Source organism: Rhizobium phaseoli (assembly GCF_010668805.1).
In the GTDB taxonomy this organism is placed as follows: domain Bacteria; phylum Pseudomonadota; class Alphaproteobacteria; order Rhizobiales; family Rhizobiaceae; genus Rhizobium; species Rhizobium phaseoli_A.
Genome location: NZ_WUFT01000010.1, coordinates 1 through 20213, shown reverse-complemented (window position 1 = coordinate 20213; position 20213 = coordinate 1). Strand labels below are relative to the sequence as shown.

The window sequence follows — 20213 nt, the reverse complement described above, 5'->3', positions numbered from 1 at the left end:
TTGCCGTAGGCGCTGCACAACTCGACTTCTCATCGAGGCGGGAATGCTACCCTCGGGTGATCCGGACGTCATCGGGCATCGGCGCGGCTGTGCCAGTCCTGGTCACAAAGCCGCCGTTCAATCGTCAGCAAATCGCCCCGTTACCGCCGCACCGTGCCCTCTTAAGGGCTCCATGGTCGCGACCGCGCCAGCCCTTCAGCGGCTGGCGATCGACCGAGGCGGCTTGCTGCCAATCAAATCATGCGCGTGAAAAGGAACGAATATGATCACTCGTTACACATCCCTGGCAATGATGACCGCTGCGGTCTTCGGCCTGCTTGCTTTCAGCCCGGCCTCCGCAGCGGAGATGGCCCAGGCACAACAGCAGCCTTCGGCACAAGCGCAGCCGCCGGCTCAAGGCCAGGCGCCGATGCAGGGGCAGACCGGCGGCAACGGCACGCCTGCTGCCGTCAGCGATCAGAAACTCGAGGCCTTTGCCGTTGCCTATCTGCAGGTCGATAAGGTCCGGCAGGAATATTCGGAAAAGGTCGGCGCGGCGAAGGACGAGGCTGGCAAGCAGAAGCTGCAGGCAGAAGCCAAGAAGCAGATGGTCGACACCGTCGAAGCCTCCAAAGATATCTCCGTCGAGGAATATTCCTCGATCCTGACGGCCGCGCAGAGCGACCCGGCTCTGGCCAAGAAGGTGCTGGAAAAGATCGGCACACCGCCGCCGGGGCAGCAGCAACAACAGCAATAGGCTTAAACCGAAACGACGGGGCGGGCGGGAAAGTCCACGTGGCAAGCGCTGCCCGCGCCCGCCCCAATTCTGATGCGGCCTATTTGGCGGGCACGACCAGCGCCTCGCCCTTGCGCACGATGTAGGTCGCCAGCTCCGAAGCCTTGCCGTCGCCGACGTTTTTTGCCGAGTGCACCACGCCCGACGGAATGAACAGGGACTGGCCGGCCTTGAGCGTCACCGGCTGCCTGCCGTCGAGCTGGTATTCCAACGTGCCCTGGAGCACGAAGGCGATTTCTTCGCCGGGATGCGAATGCTTTGGCGCCAGAACGCCGGGGGCGAAGTCGACGCGCACCTGAACGGCCTCGTGGCCGGGCACGTCGATATCGTTTTTGATCAGATCGGTGCGCTGCAGCGGCTGTTCCGCATGCGCTGCCGCGGCCGCGCCGAGAGCGAGGGCGAGCGTTATAGCCTGGATCGTTTTCATCTTGTCGTCCTTCCTGAATTGACCTTTCCGGCTCGTTGGCCGCAATGGCATTTCAGTCGATGATTGAACCTGGGATATGTCGGGAAACCGGCATTTTTGTAAGATAGTGTATCTGCGGTGTTGTTTCTCTGCTGTGCCGCGCCAGCCCCCTCTGGCCTGCCGGCCATCTCCCCCACAGGTGGGGAGATTGGCAAGTGGCTACCCCGCGCCTCAAGCCGCCGACGTTGAGCCTCTAACACCTCCTAGCGTCGCGATATCCGTCACACCCCCCGATGATTCGAAGTCGAAGATCTTCTGGGTCACCAGGGCCGCCGCACCCCGGGCCCAGGAATTGTCCTCCCAGTCGGGCAGCAGCGGCGGGGCGGTGCGGAAAGTCCGGGCGGCCAGCGCCTCGCGCAGCGGCGTCAGGAACGGGTCGCCGAGGGAGACGGCTTCGCCGCCGGCGACGATGACTTCGGGATCGGTGATATTGACGAGATTGGCAAGGGCGGTGCCGATGCCGCGGCCGGACTCTCCGACGATGGCGAGGGCGGTGGCGTCGCCTGATGCTAGCGCCTTGCAGAGATCGGGAAGACCGAGTTCGTCGCGGCCGGTTGCCTCGCGCCAGCGGCGGAGCATCGAGATTTCCGAGTGATAGGCCATCAGGCAGCCGCGTTTGCCGCATTCGCAGAGCCGGCCACCGTCCTCGAACAGCGTGTGGCCGAACTTGCCGGCAGCACCATTGGCGCCACGATAGAGCTTGCCGTCGATCACGAGCGCGCAGCTGATGCCGACGCCGACGGCCAGCACCGCCATGTTGCGGTGCTGGCGGCCAAGCCCGAAGAGCTGCTGGGCGATGGCATAGGCGTTGGTGTCGTCCTCCAGCCAGACCGGCACATGGACGCGGGCCGCCACCAGCGCGGCAAGCGGGACATTGTTCCAGCCGAAGCGGTGGCTGCGCACGCAGGCCGTCTGCTCGTGATTGATGACGCCGGGCATGGAAATGCCGATGCCGGCGAGCCTGGCGTCGGGCCGGCCGGCGAGCTTGACCAGTTCGGGCACGGTGGCCGCCAAGAGGTCGGCGACCTGATCCGGGTCGTGGCCGCCAAGGCTGACCCGCATGGCGGCGACCGGGTTGGTGGCAAGGTCGGTCGCCACGCACTCGACCGAATCCACCATCAGCTTGAAGCCGACGGCAAGCGCGTGTTCGTAGTTGATGTCGACCGGGATCGGCCGGCGGCCGGTGAGGCCGGGCACGGTCTTGCCTTCGATGACGATGCCTTCCTCCAGAAGGTCGGTGACGACGAAGGTGACGGCGGCCGGGCTCAAGCCGATGACGGCGGCGATATCGGCGCGGCTCCTCGGCCCCTCACGCCGGAGAAGGTTGAGAATGAGGCGTCGGTTCATGGCTCTCGCCGTGGTCTGGTCGCCTTTGAGCTTCACGATTCATTCCTTAATTTTGTAAATTAATTATTGCGGGCCGAAAAGATCTATGCATAAGTTCGGCCGCGGATCAACTCAGCCAAGCGGATTATCGCTGGAATTGCGGGTGGATCGCAACGTTGAAAGCCTGGTCGGTCGTTTCATGGAGGAGGCGGCGGTCGGGAGATGTCGATCGATCAACTGGGAGGAATTCAATGACATTTTTGAAGCAATTTCCGTCGACCACGCGCAGACGCTTCCTGAAGGGCGCCGGTATGGTTTCCGCAGCGGCTGTTACCGGCAGCTTCCCGATCCCGGCGATCGCGCAGGCGCAGGAGGTCACGATGATCTCCGACGAAAACAATGCTGCTGCGCTCGACGCCCTGAAGGCGATTGCCGCGGGCTTCAGCAAGGAAGCCGGCGTCAATGTCGTCATCAACAATATGGACCACGAGGCCCACAAGACGGCAATCCGCAATTATCTCGTCGCCGGCGCGCCGGATGTCTGCTCCTGGTTTTCCGGCAACCGCATGCGCGCCTTCGTCAAGCGCGGCCTGTTCGACGATATTTCCGATCTGTTCGAGAAGGAAAAATACAAGGATGTGCTGGGTGCGACGGCCGGCGCCGTCACCGAAGACGGCAAGCAGTACGGCCTTCCCACCGGCGGCACGCTCTGGGGCATGTTTTACCGCAAGGACGTGTTCGAGCAGCATGGGCTGACCGTGCCGAAGACGGCCGAGGACTTCATGGCCTATGGCGACAAGTGCAAGGCGGCCGGCATCACCCCGGTTGCGATGGGCACCAAGGAATTGTGGCCGGCGGCCGGCTGGTTCGATCAGATGAACCTGCGCATCAACGGCCTCGACAAGCACATGGCGCTGATGAACGGCGAAATGAGCTATCTCGACCCGTCGCTGACCGCCGTCTTCGACCAGTGGGAAGCGATGATTTCCAAGGGTTTCTTCACGGCGAACCATACCTCGTTCGGCTGGCAGGAGGCCGCAGCGCTGCTGGCGCAGAAGAAGGCCGGCATGATGAACCTCGGCGCCTTCCTGCGTTCGGCCTTCACCGCCGAGGACCTGCCGCAGCTCGCCTATGCGACCTTCCCGGTGCTGGACGCCAAGGTCGGCCATTTCGAGGAGTTCTCGGTCAATTCGATCCACATTCCCGCCAAGGCTAAGAATAAGCAGGGCGCGCGCGACTTCCTCGCCTATTTCTACAGGCCGGAGAACTTGGCGGTCTATCTGGAGCCAGGCGGCAACGTGCCGCCGCGCAACGACCTGCCTGCGAGCAAGGATCCGCTGGTCAATATCGCTGTGGAGACCATGAAGACGGTGCAGGGCACCTCGCAATATTACGACCGCGACAGCGACCCCGATATGGCCCAGGCCGGCCTCGTCGGCTTCCAGGAGTTCATGGCCAAGCCCGACCGGCGCAAGGCGATCCTCACGCGCCTCGAGGGGACGCGGAAGCGGATTTATAAGATCTGAGCTTGCAACCGGTTTGGTGACGGACCGCGCTCCTTACTCGACGTCATCCTCGGCCTCGTGCCGAGGATCTGCTGCCCTATCGATTGGTTGCAGGTGCTCGGGACAACCCGAGCCTGACGAAGGGGGAGTTGGCAGGCTTTGCCAGCAAACCGAGGGCGTCGCTCTACTCCCGGCGACGCCCGCCTCCACTCGACGTCATCCTCGACCTTGTGCCGAGGATCTGCTGCGCATCGACGTGTGCAGATGCTTGGGACAAGCCCGAGCATGACGAAAGAGAGGTTGGCGGGCTTTGCCGGCGGCTCGAGCGGAAAGACCTCGCACCTCTAACATGAGGCTCCAGACATGCAGACATTATGGCGCCGCCAGCGTTGGTGGCTTACCCCGACTTTGCTCATCGCACCAGCGATCGTGCTGTTTTCGACCGTCATCCTGCTGTCGGCCGTCCGCAGCGTCTGGATCAGCCTGCACGACTGGGATGGCTTCGGCCCGATGGTGTGGATCGGCTTCGGCAATTACGTCGAGCTCTACAACGATCCGCAATTCTACGTGTCGCTGAAGAACAACCTGATCTGGCTCGTCATGTTCATGGCCGCCCCGCCGATCGGGCTTGCCATCGCGCTGCTGGTCAACCAGAAAATCCGCGGCATGCGCTTCCTGAAGTCGCTGTTCTTCATTCCGCTGGTGCTGGCGTCGGTCACGGTCGGCGTCGTCTTCACCTGGGTCTATACGCCGGAGTTCGGCCTTCTCGCGCTGATCTTCCGGGCCTTCGGGGCGGTGGCGCCGGCGGTGCTGTCAGACGAGCATTTCGTCACCTTCGCCATCGTCATTGCCGCCCTCTGGCCGCAAGTCACCTTCTGCATGGTGCTCTATCTCGCCGGCCTCAACAATTTGAGCGAAGAGCTGATCGGCGCCGGCCGCGTCGATGGGGCGAGGGGCTGGAACATGCTGTGGCACATCGTGCTGCCGCAGCTGACGCAGGTGACCTTCATCGCCATTGCCGTCACCGTGGTCGGCGCCTTGCGCTCCTTCGACATGGTGTCGGTGATGACCTCGGGCGGCCCGTTCGGCTCCTCCTCGGTGCTTGCCTACCAGATGTTCGAGCAGTCGATCTTCTCCTACCGCTTCGGCTACGGCGCGGCGATCGCCTCCGTGCTCTTCGTGATCATGGCCGTCTTCATCGCCTGGTATCTCAGTCACATCATCCGCAGCGAAGAGAGGGGAGGCTGATGTATCCTCGTCCCATTCCCGAGGCCGCCGTCTGGCAGCGCCGCCTCTATGTGCTTGCCGTCGTCATCGTGCTGCTGCTCTGGCTCTGCCCGCTGTTTGCGATCATCCTCACCTCGTTCCGCTCGACCGAGGATGTGATGGGCGGCAATCTGTGGGGATGGCCGACCAGCATCGGCGTCATCGAAAACTACACCGCCGTCTTCACCCAGACGCCGATGGCGCGCTACTTCCTCAACAGCCTGATCATCACCATTCCCTCGGTGATCGGCGTGCTGGCACTTTCGACGCTCGCCGGCTACGTGCTGTCGCGCTACCGCTTTCCCGGCAACATGCTGATCTTCGCGCTGTTTGTCGGCGGCAATTTCCTGCCGCACCAGATCATGATGATCCCGGTGCGCGACCTGATGGTGCGGCTCGACCTGATCGACACGACGGCGGCGCTGATCATCTTCCACGTCGCCTTCCAGACCGGCTTCGCGACGCTGTTCATGCGCAATTTCATCGCAGCCCTGCCGGACGAACTGTTTCAGGCGGCCCGCGCCGAAGGGGCTTCACCCTTCCAGACGCTCATCCATGTGGCGATCCCGCTGGTGCGGCCGGCGCTGGCAGCCCTCGCCATCCTGATCTTCACCTTCATCTGGAACGACTATTTCTGGGCGGTGGTGCTGACCGTCAGCGACAGCGTCAAGCCGGTCACCGCAGGCCTTGCCAATCTGCGCGGCGAATGGGTCTCGGCCTGGAACCTGATATCCGCCGGCACCATCATCGTCGCCGTGCCGCCGGTCATCATGTTCTTCCTGATGCAGCGGCACTTCATCGCCGGCCTGACCATGGGGGCGGTGAAGGGATGAGTGTGCGTCTTTTATTTCAACAAGAGAGGGCCAGGACATGACCAGTCTCGAACTCCGGCAGATCAACAAGAATTACGGCGCCTATCATGCGCTGCGCGGCATCGATCTTTCGGTGGCACAAGGCGAGTTCATCGTCATGGTCGGTCCATCGGGCTGCGGCAAGTCGACGCTTTTGAAATCGATCGCCGGCCTGGAGGAGATTTCCTCCGGCCAAATCCTGATCAACGGCCGCGATGTCAGCAAGCAGGAACCGGGCGATCGCGGCATCGCCATGGTCTTCCAGTCCTACGCGCTTTATCCGCATATGACGGTGGCGGAGAATATGGGCTTCGGCCTGCGCATGGCCAAGCGCCCGAAGGCCGAGATCGAGGCGGCCGTCGCACGCGCCGCCAAGATCTTGAGGATCACCGATCAGCTGGACAAGCGGCCGAAGCAGCTATCCGGCGGCCAGCGGCAGCGCGTGGCGATCGGCCGGGCGATCACCCGCTCGCCCGAGGTCTTCCTGTTCGACGAGCCGTTGTCGAACCTCGACGCGGCGCTCAGAACCCAGATGCGTGTCGAGCTCAGCAGCCTGCATGCCGAACTCGGCGCCACCATGGTCTATGTCACCCATGACCAGGTGGAAGCGATGACCATGGCAAGCCGCATCGTCGTCCTCAATCAGGGGATCATCGAGCAGGTCGGCTCGCCATTGGAGCTTTACCGCAATCCCGACAATCTTTTCGTCGCCGGCTTCCTCGGCGCGCCCAGAATGAATTTCCTCGGCGTCACCGTCGACGACGTGTCGGGCCGCAACGTTACCGTTTCGGCACCCGGTCTCGTGCCGGTGACGGTGGAATTGGCCGAACCGACGGCGCTGGCCAAGGGTGCCGGCCTGACGCTCGGCATTCGTCCGGAGACGATATCGATCGTCGCCGATGCCAGCGAGGGCGGGGCGATCGAAGGCGAGGTGCGGCTGGTCGAGCATCTCGGCCGCGAGACCATCCTCTATATCGATGCCGGCAATATGCGGACCATCGCCTCTGAGAGCGGCACCGGCAACATCACGGTGCAGCTGAGTTACGTCGCACCCTTTGCCGCCGAACAGAAGGTGGTGCTGAAGCTCGATGCCAGCGAGCTCTATCTCTTTTCATCCGAAGGCGGCCGCACGATCAGCGCCCGCAAGACCATTCTCGACCGATAAGGAAAGACCCACCGTGTCCGACAAGACCCTCTCCGTATGGAATCCCGTCAAGACCGACCGCTTCCTCGTCGGCGCCCCGCATTATCCCGAGCATGTCGATGAAAGCTATTGGGAGCGCGACGCCGAGCGCATGGCCAAAGCCGGCTTCAACATCGTCAGGATGGCCGAATTTGCCTGGCACATTCTCGAGCCGAAGCTCGGCACCTTCGATTTCGACCTCTTCGACCGCGCCATCGCAATGCTCGGCCGCTACGGCATCGATACGATTATGTGCACGCCGACGGCCACGCCGCCGCGCTGGCTGACCGCAGCACATCCTGAAATTCTAAGGGTAGACGGCAAGGGCCGGCCGATGAGCCACGGCTCGCGTCAGCATTGCGACACGGCAAGCCCTGTGTTCCGCGAGCACAGCCGGCGCATCACCAAAGCGATGGCCGAGCACTATCGCGACAACCTGCATGTGGTGGGATGGCAGACCGACAACGAGCTGAACACCAGCATGCCGGAGAGCTTTTCCCAGGCGACGCTCAGCGAATTCCAGGCTTTCCTCGCCGATAAATACCGCGAGATATCAAAGCTCAATCGCGCCTGGGGCGGCGATTTCTGGGCGACGGCCTATGACAGTTTCGACCAGGTGGTGCTGCCGATCGAATTCGGCCCGACCTTCCCGAGCCCCGGCCATCTGCAGGATTACCACCGCTTCCTCGCCTTCTCCACAGCGCGCTTCCAGCACGATCAGGTTGAGATCCTCAGAGCCGTCAAACCCGCCTGGTTCATCTTCCACAATCTCGGTGGCCTCAGGGATATCGATTTCCGCGGCCAGTTCAGCAAGGATCTCGATTTCGTCGGCTACGACATCTATCCGATGCTCTATGACGAGTTCCAGCGGCTCGGAAACCACGCCAAGGTGCAGGCGCTGCACCTCGATATCTGCCGCGGCTTCTCCGGCAATTACATCGTGCCCGAGCAGCAATCGGGTTTCGGCAGCCAGCCGGGCTTCTGCACGCTGACGCCGGAACCGGGCGAGTTGCGCCGTATGGCGCTCTCCTCCGTCGCCCACGGGGCCGACGGGCTGATGTTCTTCCGCTGGCGCCCGGCCCATTTCGGCGCCGAGATCTACTGGATGGGCATCATCGACCATGATGATATCGGCCGCCACCGCTATGAGGAGGCCAAGCGCTTCGCGACCGAGATGATCGCGCTGCAGCCGAAGATCCTCGGCACCTATGTGCGCATGGATGTCGGCATCGCCGGCTCCGATTTCGACAATCAGGAAGCCCACAAGACCTATCCGATCGGCCTGCCGAGCCCGCAGGACGATGCGATCCTCATGCATCAGCACTGCTATGACAGGGGCATTGCCTGCGGCTTCATCCATCCCGAGGACGATCTTTCCAGGCTGAAGCTTTTCTATGTCCCGCATTGGGTGATGTGGAAGGACGAATGGACGGCCAAGCTCGAAGCCTTCGCGGCGGCGGGCGGCACTGTCGTCATCGGCGCCCGCACCGGCACCCGCAACGAGGATAACCACGTCATCCGCGAAACCGCCCCGGGGACCGCGCTGTCGAAGTTGACCGGCGTGCGCGTCGAGGATTTCGGCCGTCTGACCGCCCCCGGCTCCAACGGCCTGTTCGACGTGATGGAGCGCTCCGGCGGCCTCGTCATCCCGCCGAACAAACCGGCCGAATCTCAGCGCCGCCAGCGCCGCTTCAAGCTCGGCAACCGCGAAATCACCGCCGGCCACTTCTATGAAAACCTCACCGTCGACAGCGACGTCGAAGTGATCGCCGCCTGGTCGAACCGCTATGCCGAGGGACAGGCGATGGCAACCGCGCGCAAGGTCGGCAAGGGGCAGGTGGTCTATCTCGGCACCTATCTCACGCCGGAACTGACCGAAGCGCTGACCGAACGCCTCTTCCCCCAGGCAGGCATCGAACCGCTGGTCGGCGGACTGCCCGAGGGTGTGGAGGTGACGATGCGGATGAATGACGAGCGGCGGCTGCTGTTCGTGCAGAATTATACCGACCAGCCCGCCACAATCGGCGGCGTGCCGGCCGGGCGGGACCTGCTGGATGGGGAGAAGCCGGTAACGGGCAGGCTGCAGCTTGAGGGCTATGGCTGCGCGATTGTGGAGTTGGAGGGGTGAGGCAGTGGCGCCCGCCTCGTCCTTTGAGACCCCTGCGGGCACCTCCAGGATGAGGCTCTCTGGGGCGCCGGCGCGAGGCGGTGGCGTCACGTAACCAGGAGCGAAACTACGGTATTCCATCGCCTCTTATTGGGCGCGGCATCCTCCAACATCCCTCATCCTGAGGCGCGTAGCCCATAGGGCGGAGCCTCGAAGGACACGCTCCAACGCCGCTTCTTGCATTCACCGGGCGCCGGCACACCCGCCTCCCGCCTCGTCCTTCGAGACCCCTGCGGAGCACCTCCAGGAGGCTCTCGGGGCGCTGCGCACATCCTCCGGCGCCCGCGATTGCAGTGCGGCATCCTCGCGTCACAGGCGTAGCTGAATCAGCGGTCGATCGCCCTTCTTCCCACCATCAGCGCTGTCGAAAGCCTCTCTCGCTGTGGTGACCTCCGGCAGTTTTACGAGCGTCCATTTGTGCAGTTCCTGAAGGGGTTCCCGCAAGGTGTGACCGAGTGGCGTCAGCTGGTATTGAACCGCGACCGGAGAAAGTGAAATCACCTCTCTCGCGACGAGACCGTTGCGCTCGAGGCGGCGAAGGCATTGCGTGAGAGCCTTCTGCGTCACCCCTTGCAAACGGCGGCGGATGGCGTTGAAGCGCTGAGGTCCCTCATTGAGAACTGCAATCACCATCATCGACCACTTGTCAGCGATCTGATCGAATAGAGCCCGGCTCGGGCATTCGGAAGAGAAGCAGAGCGGTTCAAGTTCGAGCATGTCGGTTTCCTTCAATATACCTAGGCGACTTCAGGTGCCTGATTGACGCTAGGTTTACATCGTATACCTGGAAGTCCGTTTTACGCAACGGAGTTCCACTCATGCCCAATCCCGATACAAGCAGCCTGTTTCGACCTTTCACCATTCGGTCGCTTGAACTGAAAAATCGTATAGTTATGGCGCCAATGACCCGCCTGTTTGCGCCCGAAGGCGTGCCGGGGCCGGCAACTGCCGACTACTATCGGCGCCGAGCAGAAGGTCGTGCGGGACTGCTACTATCTGAAGGGACGGTGATTGATCGCCCGGCTTCCCGCAACGACGGTGGGATTCCGTTTTTCCATGGTGATGCGGCCCTGAGAGGATGGAAAAATGTGATCGACGCTGTTCATGGTGCTGGTGGTCGGATGGGGCCACAGATCTGGCACACCGGAGCGACGCGCTACATCAATAATTGGGAGCCCGACGCCCCGGTGGAAAGCCCGTCTGGCCTCAACGCGCCCAGTGAGGCTCGCGGCGTTGCGATGACTGAGGAGGATATCGCCGATGCTGTCGCAGCATTCGCCAAAGCGGCGGCAGACGCCAAGCGGCTCGGCTTTGACACTGTTGAAATCCACGGCGCGCACGGCTATCTGATCGATCAATTCTTCTGGTCGGGCACGAACCTGCGAACCGACCTGTATGGCGGACCGACGCTTAAGGAGCGCTCGCGCTTTGCTGGCGAGATCGTTTCCGCCGTGCGCAAAGCGGTGGGACCTGATTTCCCGATCATCATGCGCGTCAGTCAATGGAAGCAGCAAGATTTAACCGTGCGCCTTGCAGAAACACCAACAGAGATGGAGGCTTGGCTCCTGCCATTGGTTGAGGCAGGGGTAGATGTTCTTCACGTGTCGCAGCGTCGCTTCTGGGAACCGGAATTCCCGGAAATTGATGGCGAGAATGGCCTCAACGGCGCGGGCTGGGCAAAGAAAGTGACGGGTGCCGCGACAATCGCAGTCGGCTCGGTGGGCCTCGACACCGATGTAACTGCAAGCGCTTTTGTTGGTAAGGGAGCAGCCACAGCTAGCATCGATCGCCTAATCGACCGCATGGACCGCAATGAGTTCGACCTTATTGCCGTGGGTCGCGCGCTGCTCACCGATCCAAATTGGGTCGCCAAGGTTGAGAATGGCGATTATGCAGACTTGAAAGGGTTCGACCCAGCCACCTTATCCGAGCTTGCCTGATCCAGACGGGGAGAACGGATGCAAGCGCGGGCTGCATCCGTTCACCCCGTCGCTCGCCCTGTACAGTTCGAGATCGTTTTGTGGAGCCTCTGAAAGCATGGCACTGCGATCCAGACCGCCGTTCTCGCGCAGTGCATATCCGTTGATCAAGTCCTCGAACGCGTCGGGATTGTCCCACTCGCTGTCACATCTCCGGCAGGCCGGCCTTTCGGAAGCCGTCGACAAAGTGATCTCGTACGGATGCATCGCGCAGCGGCTGGGAGCTTAGCCAATGGCCGATCGTGAAATGCGGGTGGGCGATCAGGAACAATTCTGCTTCTCGCCACGCCTCCTCACCGTGGCCCAATTGCGCAAGCGTAGCAGCCAGGAATTTGCGTGAGTTGGTACGATACGTGTCTTTCCTGCGGAGTGTAGCGGTTGCCGCCTCATAGTCACGCGCGGCGTATTGCGCCTGCCCAAGATGACAAAGATACCAGCAGGCTGGATAGGGATTGAGCCGCAGAGCTTTTTCGATCTGCGCCAGTCCGTCGGCAACCCTGCCGTCCAGCACCGAGATGTCCGACATGGCGGCCCAGGTGTCGGCGTGGTTGGGGTCCAGCTCCAGGGCCTTGGCGAAGGCGGCCTCCGATTCCTCCCATCGCCGCTCGTAAGCCAGAATGGTCCCCAGAACGTAACGGCAGCCGGCATCGTTGGGATCCAGCTCGACCGCCTTCTGCGCTGATGTCGCCGCCATCTCACGGTTAGGATCTTCGGGCTCGCCGAAATGAGCCCAGGCAAGCCAACGGTTATAGGCGAGCAGACCGAGCGCCTCGGCATATGATGGCTCGAGCTTAACCGCGCGCTGGAGCAGCATATAGGCCTCACGCTCGGTTTGCGGCGACTCTTCCGTCAGGAGGCGGGCGCGCACACACAGATCGTACGCCTCAAAGTTCTTCGGCCGATTGCGCGGCGTCGGGATGGTCAGCCGGCCGACGAGGGCTTCAACAATCTTGGCGTTAACTTCATCCTGTAACTCGAAAACATCTTCCAGCGTCCTGTCAAACCGGTCGGCCCACAAGTGCTGGCCGGCAAGCGTGTCGACCAATTGGGCATTGATGCGGACACGTCCCATTGCGCGTCTGGCGCTCCCCTCCAGGACATAGCGGACGCCGAGTTCCTGGGCGACCAGCTTTACGTCGACCGGCTTGCCCTTGTAGCCGTACACGGAATTGCGCGCGATGACGAACAGGCCAGCCGTACGGGAAAGGTCGGTGATCAGATCTTCGGTCAAGCCGTCGACGAAAGACGCGTCCGCTTCATCCCCACTCATATTCGTGAACGGCAATACAGCGATCGAGGGACATTCGGGCAGCGGCAGTATGCTCTGCAGCGCATCCGGCCAATGCCACACGTGGACCGGGCGAGTGAGGTTCTTCAGGTAGCGTTCGCCTGCATCAAAGAACCGGTCGCTAATCTTGCCGACGATCTCGCCGTGAACATTGGCTGAAATGCAGATACCTCCCGGCGCGGCCTGCGTCTCCAAGCGCGCCGCGACATTGACGCCGTCGCCGAGGACGTCTGAACCGTCGTCAATGACATCTCCCAGATTGACGCCTACACGCAAAAGCAGGCGCCGGTCTCCGGAAGCCTCAACAGCGGCGGTGGCCCGCTGCATTTCCAACGCTGCTTCGACCGCGTCCACCGCGCTACCGAATTCGATTAGGAATCCGTCGCCCATGACCTTGAAGATGCGACCGTTGTGGCGCGTCACAGCCGGCTCGATAATGCCGGAACGGAGTTCCCTGAGGTTCGTCAGCGTTGCGCCTTCATCAGCCTCCATCAGGCGTGAATATCCCACCACATCGGCAACGACGATGGCAGCAAGGCGACGCTGAAGAGATGGATCCGTCATGTGAGGACAAGCCTAACGACTGAGTTAGCAAGTTATTGTTCAACCGCGGGTGAGTCAACAAGCCGTAAGAGGTAATGTCCAGGCGATCCACCACCATCGAGCCGTCATTCCTTTTTTGTGACCGACGGCGTCGAGGTGGACGACACGGAAGTGAGTATCCACGGAAAGCGGACGGTTCTTGAATGTCTGGTGATAGGGGGCGAGCGGTCGCATCGACTCGCGACGACAGAGTGGTAGGCAAGGAGGGAGCGCCCCACTATCGCGCAGAAGCCTTAGAGAGCGGGCTTTCTGGGATGATAGAGTGGACAATGTCCCTAGTTGCCCCAGCCAATTTGGAACCGATCAAATCGAACCTCGCTCAAGGGCTGGTTGGAGGCGCTCAGCCTCACCGAACGAAGAACGAGATGAAGCTCGGGGGAATAATATTGTTCGAAAATAATCGGAGGCAATTCCGTCAGTTCCAGACGGCTGTTGATGGCCCAGACTTTGTAGGAACAAGATGCAATAGTTTCCTCTCTCAAGCCGTCGAACCTCATGAAAGTCGTGCCCGAAACGGATTTTTTGCTATTGATGAAAAGCGTGGTCTCGGATTGCCAGTTCTTCTGCTGCGGTAGATCGTCTAACGCAATCGCATTCGCGTATTTCAGTTCATGCGTCCCGCTGGCACTCACTCTCTTTTCGACGAGCAAGGGGTGCAAATATACAGCCGAGACCGGCTGCAACGAACCGTCGCGCTCCATCAGCCGTTGTTCGGTGAGACCCGGGCCGTCCGGCTTGTAGAATACGGAATAGAAAGGCGCCTCTCTGGTCAGCAGCACGCCCTGTTTGGTCTCATTGGCGGTTAGGCAATTGCCAAAGGCTGGTACCGCCAATGTTATTCCAACCAGTAGCGACAAACTTCTTAGCAAGATCGACATTCTAGATTCCCCTCATCCAAGTCCGCTACTACAGTGCTTGGGTGAAATTGGGGAGATCTAGTCTAAGTCGCCGGCCCGGGGCTCGCCCACAGCCTGACCGAACTTGACCTGATGACCTGCCACTGAGAATTCGCTTGACGATTCGAATGCCTTCGCGCCGCATGCCAATACCTGCACCGAAAACATGGTGACCTGGTTCGATACGATCACCAGCATAGAAAACACCGGCGCGACCGAAACCAACGGCGCCGACTGGGCTGCGGCAATCAAAGCGAGCAACAACCAGCACCCCGATCACGATACCAGCTCATGGGCGGTGAGGGGGCGTGACGGCCGCGACGCTGCTTCTTGCATTTGCCCAAGCTTGACGTTTGCAGGCTCTCCAGCGAGTTCCTAAAGCTGACGTGCTGCAGACTGGCGCAGTTGAGCAGTATCCTGGCCTCCTTCGGAGGCCGACTTGAGGTTGGCGCCGGCACTTGTCACCGCTTCACAAACCGATAGGCGAAGCGATCGGTCTCGCCCTTGATCGAGGGATCGAACACCTTGATCGAGTGCGGATCGTTCCTGTTCGCGAGCAGCGTGCTTGCCGCATCCAGTATGAAGCCGGCAGCTTCCACCTCCTCGCGCACGCAGGCAGGGTCGATGCGATGCAATGACTGGGCATCACCTGTGCCGGCCCCGGCGGCGGCGGCGTGATCGACGATGACGTAGAACCCACCGGGCTTCAGTCGCTCGTAGACAGCTCGATTGAAGTCGGCCGCCGTCGCGCCCCTGGCCTGCATCAGTGCGGTGTGGAGATCGTGGTAGAACAGGTGCAGCCACAGGACATCCGCTGGCTGTGTGAACTCCGGCATTGCCACGAGGTCCGCTGACATTGCTTCGACGTTTTCCCGGCCTGGCTCTTGCGCGATAGTTCGCATGAGGCCGACCGGATCGTTCTTGAAATGCGCGACTTCGGCCGGCACGAAGCTGGTGACTCGACCTTCGGGTCCAACGATGTCGGAGAACAGGCGCGTCCAGTCGCCGTCGCCTGGATAAACGTCGATGACGGTGGTACCCGCGTCAATGCGTGCGAACCGGATCAACTCGGATAATTTGGATTGGTCGTACATCTCAATCTCTTTTAGGGTTGGGTATTCGGCGAGCGCTCGGCACGCGAGACGGCGATCCGCGGCTCATTCACCTTCAGCGAAAGCCGATGGTTGCAGAAGGCCTGCGCTATACGGGCCCGGACACGTCCATCTGCGCGGCGCGTGCCAACGCTTGCGTGTCGATGTATTCCCGGATGTCGGTCAGTCTGCCGTCCCGGACAGTGATGGCGAAGATCCACTCGTCCTCGAACGTCTTGTTCGTGGCTTTTACCTTCCCGCTGGCGAAGCCGACGGCGAGAACCCGGTCTCCCTGCGCTACGAATTCACGGGGTTCCGTGGAGGTTTCCATCGACTTGGATGCCGTCTCCAGCAAATCTGCCAGTCCCGCGTGTCCGCGGTGCGTGCCAGCGAGCGGCCAGTCCTCGCCCGGAATGATCCAGCTGATGTCTTCGGCAACCAGCGTCAACAGAGCCTGTCTGTCGCCGCGGCTTATCGCGGCGAAGAAATCCTTCACGGTCTGGATGTTTTTTTCAATACTCATGGGAATATCTCCATTTCGCTGGGATCGGATCGCGCTCGATCCGATCCGTACACCGTGGTCCAGTCGGTAGGGCTGTCGTTTATCCGTCGAACTTGACCAGATCCTTGAAGATCAGATGACCCCAGCTCTTGCCGCGCGCCTGGACCAGCAGCCCGCCTTCCGCCAGCCCGCCAAGCTTGATGGGCGCGAAACCGAGATTTTCTGCGAGTGTATCAATTTCCGCGGCGGCAGCATCGTCGTCGCTCGCCAGGAACACGACTCTCCTGCCGCCCTGCACGGCAGGATCTTGGGCAAGAACGGCAGCGCCCAAGTGGTTGAAACCCTTGACCAGCCTTGCACCACGGAAGGCTTGCGCGACGAATTTGGAAGACGGCTGTCCTACCAGGTCCTCGGGGGGGCACGCCGTAGGCATTGGTCACATCGATGATCGTCTTGCCCTGCCAGGTCGGCAGCGCTTTCGCGACATCCGGATGCGCCTCGAAACGGACGGCCAAGAAGATGACGTCCGCCTTGACTGCGTCCGCCAGCGTTTTGGCAATGACTTCGGGCCCGATCGCGGCCGCATCAGCAGCAAAGTTTTCCGGGTCGCGCGTGGTTGCAACGGCTACTTCGATGCCGTTGCGGGAAAACGCCTTGGCCAGAGCTCGGCCGATATTGCCGAAGCCGATGATTGCGTAGCTCATAATGCTTCTCCGATCCTGTGTTGACGCCGGGTCAGACCTGCGCCCAACCACCATCGACGGCGAGATCGATACCGGTGATGTAGGAGCTTTCATCGGAAGCGAGGAACGTGAGCGCCGCCGCTATTTCCTCTGGCTTGCCCCTCCGACCCATTGGGATCTGTGCGGCAAACTGGGCGACCGCCTCCTCGGCTTGCTCAGCGGTGAGGCCGGTCGTGGTCGCCAAGGCGGGGGTCTCGATCGCGCCGGGGCTCATTGTATTGACGCGGATATTGCGGTCCTTCAGCTCTTGGGTCCAAGACCGCGAGAAGCTGCGAACAGCCGCCTTGCTTGCTGCGTAAGCGCTGAACGCTGGCAGCCCCATCACATTCGAGACCGAAGAGTTCAGGATAATCGAACCACCGTCCTTGAAGAGAGGAAGGGCCTTCTGCACCGTAAAGAACAGACCCTTCACATTCACATCGAAGGTCTGGTCAAAATGGGCCTCAGTCGCTGCCGCCAGCGGCGCGACCGTACCTGCGCCCGCGTTTGCGAAGAGAATGTCGATGTGACCATGTTTCTCCTTCACGGTGGCGTAGAGCCGGTCCAGATCTTCCAGGCGCGAGACGTCGCCCACGACTGTTGTCACGTTTTTCCCGATAAGGGCCGCGGCCTCTTGTAAGGCTTTCTCGCGTCGCCCGATGATCACGACCTGCGCACCTTCTTCCACGAAACGCTTGGCTGTGGCCAAGCCAATCCCGCTGCTTCCGCCCGTGATGACTGCGATTTTACCTTCGAGTGCTTTCATAATCTTTGCCTTTCGCTGTGTGTAAGTTAAGCGCGGAACCGCGCCGGGGTCAGAGTTGGGCGAGGCCACCGTCGACGGCGACTTCGCTGGCGGTCATGAAGCTGCTGTCGTCCGACGCGAGGAAGGCGGCAGCGGCCGCGATCTCCGCCGGATCGGCCATGCGCTGGAGCGGGGTCATCGCGCCGTAGGCCTTCTGGCCCTCCTCTCCGAGCGCCTCCTTCGCGAGTTCGGTCGCCGTCGCGCCGGGCGACAGCACGTTGACCCGGATACCGGTACCCTTCAGATCCTCCGCCCAGGTCCGTGCAAGATTGCGCACAGCTGCCTTGCTGGCGCTGTAGGCGGTGAATGCCGGGGCGCCGGTGGTCCCGGCGCTCGATCCCGTCAGGATGATCGAACCGCCTGGACCCATCAGGGGTAGCGCCTTCTGGACCGTGAAGATCGTGCCCTTCACGTTGGTGTCGAAAGTGTCGTCGATGTGCTTGGCGGTGATCTGGCCGAGAGGAAGCGGACTTCCGGCCCCGGCATTGGCGAACACGATGTCGAGGATTCCGCGCTCGGCTTTCACCGCCGCGTAGAGCCGATCCAGATCGGCCTCATCCGAGACCGAGCCCTTCACCGCGCGGGCGTTTGGTCCAAGCTCAACCACAGCCGCATCGAGTGCTTGCTGCCGACGGCCGTAGATGAAGACGAGGGCACCCTCCTCGATGAAGCGCCTTGCAGCGGCGAGGCCGATACCGGTGGCGCCGCCCGTGATCACGGCGGTCTTTCCGTTCAATCTGGACATGTCATGCATTCCTTGTGTCGTGTCTCGGGTCATCGCTTTGCGGAGATATCCTCCGACAGCCTCGATATGGGGTCGTTGGCGCCAGGCGATGAGTGCGCAATCGCGCGCATCCCTGGTGCGAAAACGATCCACTTACGTGATCGAACGCAGCGACGATCATGCGCAATCCCGCCCAGTAGGGTAGACTGGTCGTCGGAAGCCGCCCTCTATGCGGCGCGGGAATGGACCATGATCGACTGGGATGACGTTCGCTACTTTCTTGCCGCTGCGCGTGGCGGCTCAGTGCGGGCTGCCGCCAAGAGCCTGGGCGTCAACCACGCGACCGTGCTTCGACGTATTGCTCAGCTCGAGGAGCACCTCGGGGCGCAGATGTTCGAAAAGCTGCCTTCGGGCTACCGCCTGACGGCCGCGGGCGAGGAGGTTCTCGAGTTCGCGAGCCAGATGGAAGCCTCGTCGCGTCAACTGGAGACGCGTGTCTTCGGGCGCGATCAGAGTGTACGCGGGCTTCTGCGGGTGACGCTGCCCCCGTTCCTCGCGACACACCTGCTCATGCCGGATATCGCAGATTTTGCGCGTCTGCATCCGGACATCGAGATGGAGGTCGTATCGACCGGCGAGGTCGTGAATCTAACCAACCGTGAGGCGGATCTGGCGATCCGGATGGTCTCCGATCGCAAGACCCTGCCGCTCAATCTTTATGGCCTGAAAGGTCCGGATCTGCTCGCGGGCGTTTATATTTCCCGCGATAGACTGGCCGCGTGGCGTGCGGGTGCGCCGGATCCAATCCGGCCCATCGTCATCGGCGGTCAGGCTCTTCCGGACTGGGTCGACGAAGGGGAGTTTCGCGCCACAGGGGTTCCGTTCAGGACGCCGGACGCCGACGCGCAGATCGCTGCGGCAAGGCAAGGGATCGGTATCACCAGACTGCCCTGTTTCGTCGGAGATGCCGATCACCTGCTGGCGAGAGTTCCGGGCATCGATCTGAAATCACGTGCGACGATCTGGCTTCTCACGCAGGGAGAGACACGCAAGACGAAGCGCGTCCGGCTTTTCACAGAGTTCATATCCCACCGACTTGCCGGATACGCTCCCCTCCTTGCCGGGCAGTCCATATTGCGCGGCTGACGTCCCGTGCCCAACGCCACAGATGGGCTAGCGAAATTGCTGTCGGAGATTGGCATTCCCAAGGGTGACAGGCCGCTGAGTGGCTGCTCTCCGTGAAGTCGAAACGCATAGTGGACGGTCCGCTTCCGGCCCCGAAGCGGTCATTCTCGATCGTTCACGGCTACCTTCGGTGGATCGCAACCAGACGAAATAGCAAAGCGATTGCAAACATCCCCACAGCGCGGAATGAGATACACAATGGCGGTCACGCCGACGCATTCGCTCTCGGCTATTTCACAAGTCTGCTTAAATCCGCTTCGCAGCTCGAAGGCTGCAATCGCCACTGCGGAGCAAGCCAGCAGCAATGAAATCCAGGTCCGAAATCCCCTTCGCATGATGCATGCAGATATGAGCATTGCTGCACACGGTGTTATTGTGATCAACGCCAGCGACGTCATCTGCCGCCTTTCACATCCTGATTTGAGATCTGCAATATCGCCAGATGGATCTATGGTCACAAGCGTATTCCGCACGCCTGTCCATTTGGCCTTGCTGTAACTCGGGAGCGAGAAGCTCGAACGTTACGATGAGCACTTCGATCCCCACCGCACCAATTCATTCACCATACCCAGACACCCACCGTAAACGCTAATCTCACAACCCACCGAACAACCCGCCCAAACAGCCCCATTTCCCACCCATCCGCCCTACCCATTTCAACCTTCCTTAAGCGCCCACTGCTTAGCGTGCCCCTCAAATCGAGGGCCTTTCCCATGTTTACCGTTCTGACGTGCATCACCGGGCGGCATGATCTCACGCTGGTCGGGCTTGCGGGTTTGATCTGCTTTCTCGCAAGCCATTGCGCGCTCGTTCTGCTCAATCGGGCGACGTTGGCCGATGGCGCGGCTGTCTCTTTTCCCCTTTTCCGAGCCCACGAAA

At 61.4% G+C, this 20213-nt stretch carries 19 protein-coding genes and 2 pseudogenes; 10 read left to right on the top strand and 11 right to left on the bottom strand.

Annotated features, from left to right (window positions below; all coding sequences use genetic code 11):
- The first annotated feature begins 262 nt into the window (after positions 1–262).
- Positions 263–736 carry a DUF4168 domain-containing protein gene (locus GR197_RS16650; protein ID WP_164011384.1) on the top strand — a complete coding sequence of 158 codons (474 nt, stop codon included), beginning with the start codon at positions 263–265 and terminating at the stop codon, positions 734–736.
- A 79-nt stretch (positions 737–815) separates the two neighbouring features.
- Here GR197_RS16650 and GR197_RS16645 read toward each other — a convergent pair whose 3' ends face one another.
- Together GR197_RS16645 and GR197_RS16640 are read right to left on the bottom strand one after the other, a co-directional pair.
- Positions 816–1202, bottom strand: a complete 387-nt coding sequence (locus tag GR197_RS16645) for a cupin domain-containing protein (protein ID WP_164011382.1) — start codon at positions 1200–1202, stop codon at positions 816–818.
- 210 nt (positions 1203–1412) lie between these two features.
- The gene (locus GR197_RS16640) at positions 1413–2624 is read right to left on the bottom strand and encodes an ROK family protein (protein WP_164011380.1); all 1212 of its coding nucleotides are present in this window, start codon (positions 2622–2624) and stop codon (positions 1413–1415) included.
- A gap of 194 nt (positions 2625–2818) precedes the next feature.
- On the opposite strand from GR197_RS16640, the gene GR197_RS16635 reads away from it, so the two are divergent.
- The 5 genes from GR197_RS16635 (at position 2819) to GR197_RS16615 (ending at position 9500) form a co-directional block, all read left to right on the top strand.
- Complete coding sequence (locus tag GR197_RS16635) at positions 2819–4093, top strand: ABC transporter substrate-binding protein (RefSeq protein WP_164011378.1); 1275 nt, start codon at positions 2819–2821, stop codon at positions 4091–4093.
- 342 nt (positions 4094–4435) lie between these two features.
- Positions 4436–5320 carry a carbohydrate ABC transporter permease gene (locus tag GR197_RS16630; RefSeq protein WP_164011376.1) on the top strand — a complete coding sequence of 295 codons (885 nt, stop codon included), beginning with the start codon at positions 4436–4438 and terminating at the stop codon, positions 5318–5320.
- The gene (locus GR197_RS16625; protein WP_164011374.1) at positions 5320–6171 is read left to right on the top strand and encodes a carbohydrate ABC transporter permease; all 852 of its coding nucleotides are present in this window, start codon (positions 5320–5322) and stop codon (positions 6169–6171) included. The genes GR197_RS16630 and GR197_RS16625 overlap by 1 nt, the downstream gene beginning before the upstream one ends.
- Before the next feature lie 37 nt (positions 6172–6208).
- The gene (locus GR197_RS16620) at positions 6209–7354 is read left to right on the top strand and encodes an ABC transporter ATP-binding protein (protein WP_164011372.1); all 1146 of its coding nucleotides are present in this window, start codon (positions 6209–6211) and stop codon (positions 7352–7354) included.
- A gap of 13 nt (positions 7355–7367) precedes the next feature.
- Positions 7368–9500: a beta-galactosidase gene (locus GR197_RS16615; protein ID WP_164011370.1), complete on the top strand. Its 2133-nt coding sequence runs from the start codon at positions 7368–7370 to the stop codon at positions 9498–9500.
- Positions 9501–9848: 348 nt separating this feature from the next.
- Here GR197_RS16615 and GR197_RS16610 read toward each other — a convergent pair whose 3' ends face one another.
- Entirely contained in the window at positions 9849–10256 is a 408-nt protein-coding gene (locus GR197_RS16610; RefSeq protein ID WP_164011369.1) for a winged helix-turn-helix transcriptional regulator, read from the bottom strand.
- Positions 10257–10357: 101 nt separating this feature from the next.
- Between GR197_RS16610 and GR197_RS16605 the strand changes: the two genes are divergently transcribed.
- Entirely contained in the window at positions 10358–11479 is a 1122-nt protein-coding gene (locus GR197_RS16605; protein ID WP_164011367.1) for an NADH:flavin oxidoreductase, read from the top strand.
- A gap of 184 nt (positions 11480–11663) precedes the next feature.
- On the opposite strand, the gene GR197_RS16600 is transcribed toward GR197_RS16605, so the two are convergent.
- Positions 11664–13370: an adenylate/guanylate cyclase domain-containing protein gene (locus tag GR197_RS16600; RefSeq protein WP_164011365.1), complete on the bottom strand. Its 1707-nt coding sequence runs from the start codon at positions 13368–13370 to the stop codon at positions 11664–11666.
- Positions 13371–13684: 314 nt separating this feature from the next.
- Positions 13685–14287, bottom strand: a complete 603-nt coding sequence (locus GR197_RS16595) for a hypothetical protein (protein WP_164011363.1) — start codon at positions 14285–14287, stop codon at positions 13685–13687.
- Between the two features lie 130 nt (positions 14288–14417).
- On the opposite strand from GR197_RS16595, the pseudogene GR197_RS16590 reads away from it, so the two are divergent.
- Positions 14418–14684: pseudogene (locus GR197_RS16590) on the top strand (hypothetical protein); the annotation flags it as partial.
- Between the two features lie 82 nt (positions 14685–14766).
- Here the strand turns inward: GR197_RS16590 and GR197_RS16585 are convergent.
- The 5 genes and pseudogenes from GR197_RS16585 to GR197_RS16565 form a co-directional block, all read right to left on the bottom strand.
- Positions 14767–15399, bottom strand: coding sequence for a class I SAM-dependent methyltransferase (locus GR197_RS16585; RefSeq protein WP_164011361.1), 633 nt, complete (start codon positions 15397–15399; stop codon positions 14767–14769).
- Between the two features lie 106 nt (positions 15400–15505).
- On the bottom strand, positions 15506–15919 hold the full coding sequence (locus GR197_RS16580) for a nuclear transport factor 2 family protein (RefSeq protein ID WP_164011359.1): 414 nt from the start codon (positions 15917–15919) through the stop codon (positions 15506–15508).
- Positions 15920–15998: 79 nt separating this feature from the next.
- A pseudogene (locus GR197_RS16575) lies at positions 15999–16602 on the bottom strand (NADPH-dependent F420 reductase).
- 31 nt (positions 16603–16633) lie between these two features.
- Positions 16634–17386: an SDR family NAD(P)-dependent oxidoreductase gene (locus GR197_RS16570; protein ID WP_130771187.1), complete on the bottom strand. Its 753-nt coding sequence runs from the start codon at positions 17384–17386 to the stop codon at positions 16634–16636.
- A gap of 49 nt (positions 17387–17435) precedes the next feature.
- Entirely contained in the window at positions 17436–18170 is a 735-nt protein-coding gene (locus tag GR197_RS16565) for an SDR family NAD(P)-dependent oxidoreductase (RefSeq protein WP_164011356.1), read from the bottom strand.
- Between the two features lie 228 nt (positions 18171–18398).
- Between GR197_RS16565 and GR197_RS16560 the strand changes: the two genes are divergently transcribed.
- Together GR197_RS16560 and GR197_RS16555 are read left to right on the top strand one after the other, a co-directional pair.
- Positions 18399–19295, top strand: a complete 897-nt coding sequence (locus GR197_RS16560; protein WP_164011354.1) for a LysR family transcriptional regulator — start codon at positions 18399–18401, stop codon at positions 19293–19295.
- A 237-nt stretch (positions 19296–19532) separates the two neighbouring features.
- Positions 19533–19832 (top strand): hypothetical protein, encoded by a 300-nt coding sequence (locus GR197_RS16555; RefSeq protein ID WP_164011352.1) that lies wholly within the window; start codon positions 19533–19535, stop codon positions 19830–19832.
- 158 nt (positions 19833–19990) lie between these two features.
- Here GR197_RS16555 and GR197_RS32045 read toward each other — a convergent pair.
- Positions 19991–20213: hypothetical protein (locus tag GR197_RS32045; protein ID WP_204330248.1), on the bottom strand; the 223-nt coding region annotated here is incomplete at its 5' end.

Bases quoted from the DNA above. Each gene is read 5' to 3' on its own strand.
- GR197_RS16620 (WP_164011372.1), top strand. From the start codon at position 6,209: ATGACCAGTCTCGAACTCCGGCAGATCAACAAGAATTACGGCGCCTAT.
- GR197_RS16600 (WP_164011365.1), bottom strand. From the start codon at position 13,370: ATGACGGATCCATCTCTTCAGCGTCGCCTTGCTGCCATCGTCGTTGCC.
- GR197_RS16560 (WP_164011354.1), top strand. From the start codon at position 18,399: ATGATCGACTGGGATGACGTTCGCTACTTTCTTGCCGCTGCGCGTGGC.
- GR197_RS16635 (WP_164011378.1), top strand. From the start codon at position 2,819: ATGACATTTTTGAAGCAATTTCCGTCGACCACGCGCAGACGCTTCCTG.
- GR197_RS16585 (WP_164011361.1), bottom strand. From the start codon at position 15,399: ATGTACGACCAATCCAAATTATCCGAGTTGATCCGGTTCGCACGCATT.
- GR197_RS16605 (WP_164011367.1), top strand. From the start codon at position 10,358: ATGCCCAATCCCGATACAAGCAGCCTGTTTCGACCTTTCACCATTCGG.
- GR197_RS16555 (WP_164011352.1), top strand. From the start codon at position 19,533: ATGGCGGTCACGCCGACGCATTCGCTCTCGGCTATTTCACAAGTCTGC.
- GR197_RS16650 (WP_164011384.1), top strand. From the start codon at position 263: ATGATCACTCGTTACACATCCCTGGCAATGATGACCGCTGCGGTCTTC.
- GR197_RS16645 (WP_164011382.1), bottom strand. From the start codon at position 1,202: ATGAAAACGATCCAGGCTATAACGCTCGCCCTCGCTCTCGGCGCGGCC.
- GR197_RS16610 (WP_164011369.1), bottom strand. From the start codon at position 10,256: ATGCTCGAACTTGAACCGCTCTGCTTCTCTTCCGAATGCCCGAGCCGG.
- GR197_RS16595 (WP_164011363.1), bottom strand. From the start codon at position 14,287: ATGTCGATCTTGCTAAGAAGTTTGTCGCTACTGGTTGGAATAACATTG.
- GR197_RS16625 (WP_164011374.1), top strand. From the start codon at position 5,320: ATGTATCCTCGTCCCATTCCCGAGGCCGCCGTCTGGCAGCGCCGCCTC.
- GR197_RS16570 (WP_130771187.1), bottom strand. From the start codon at position 17,386: ATGAAAGCACTCGAAGGTAAAATCGCAGTCATCACGGGCGGAAGCAGC.
- GR197_RS16630 (WP_164011376.1), top strand. From the start codon at position 4,436: ATGCAGACATTATGGCGCCGCCAGCGTTGGTGGCTTACCCCGACTTTG.
- GR197_RS16565 (WP_164011356.1), bottom strand. From the start codon at position 18,170: ATGTCCAGATTGAACGGAAAGACCGCCGTGATCACGGGCGGCGCCACC.
- GR197_RS16580 (WP_164011359.1), bottom strand. From the start codon at position 15,919: ATGAGTATTGAAAAAAACATCCAGACCGTGAAGGATTTCTTCGCCGCG.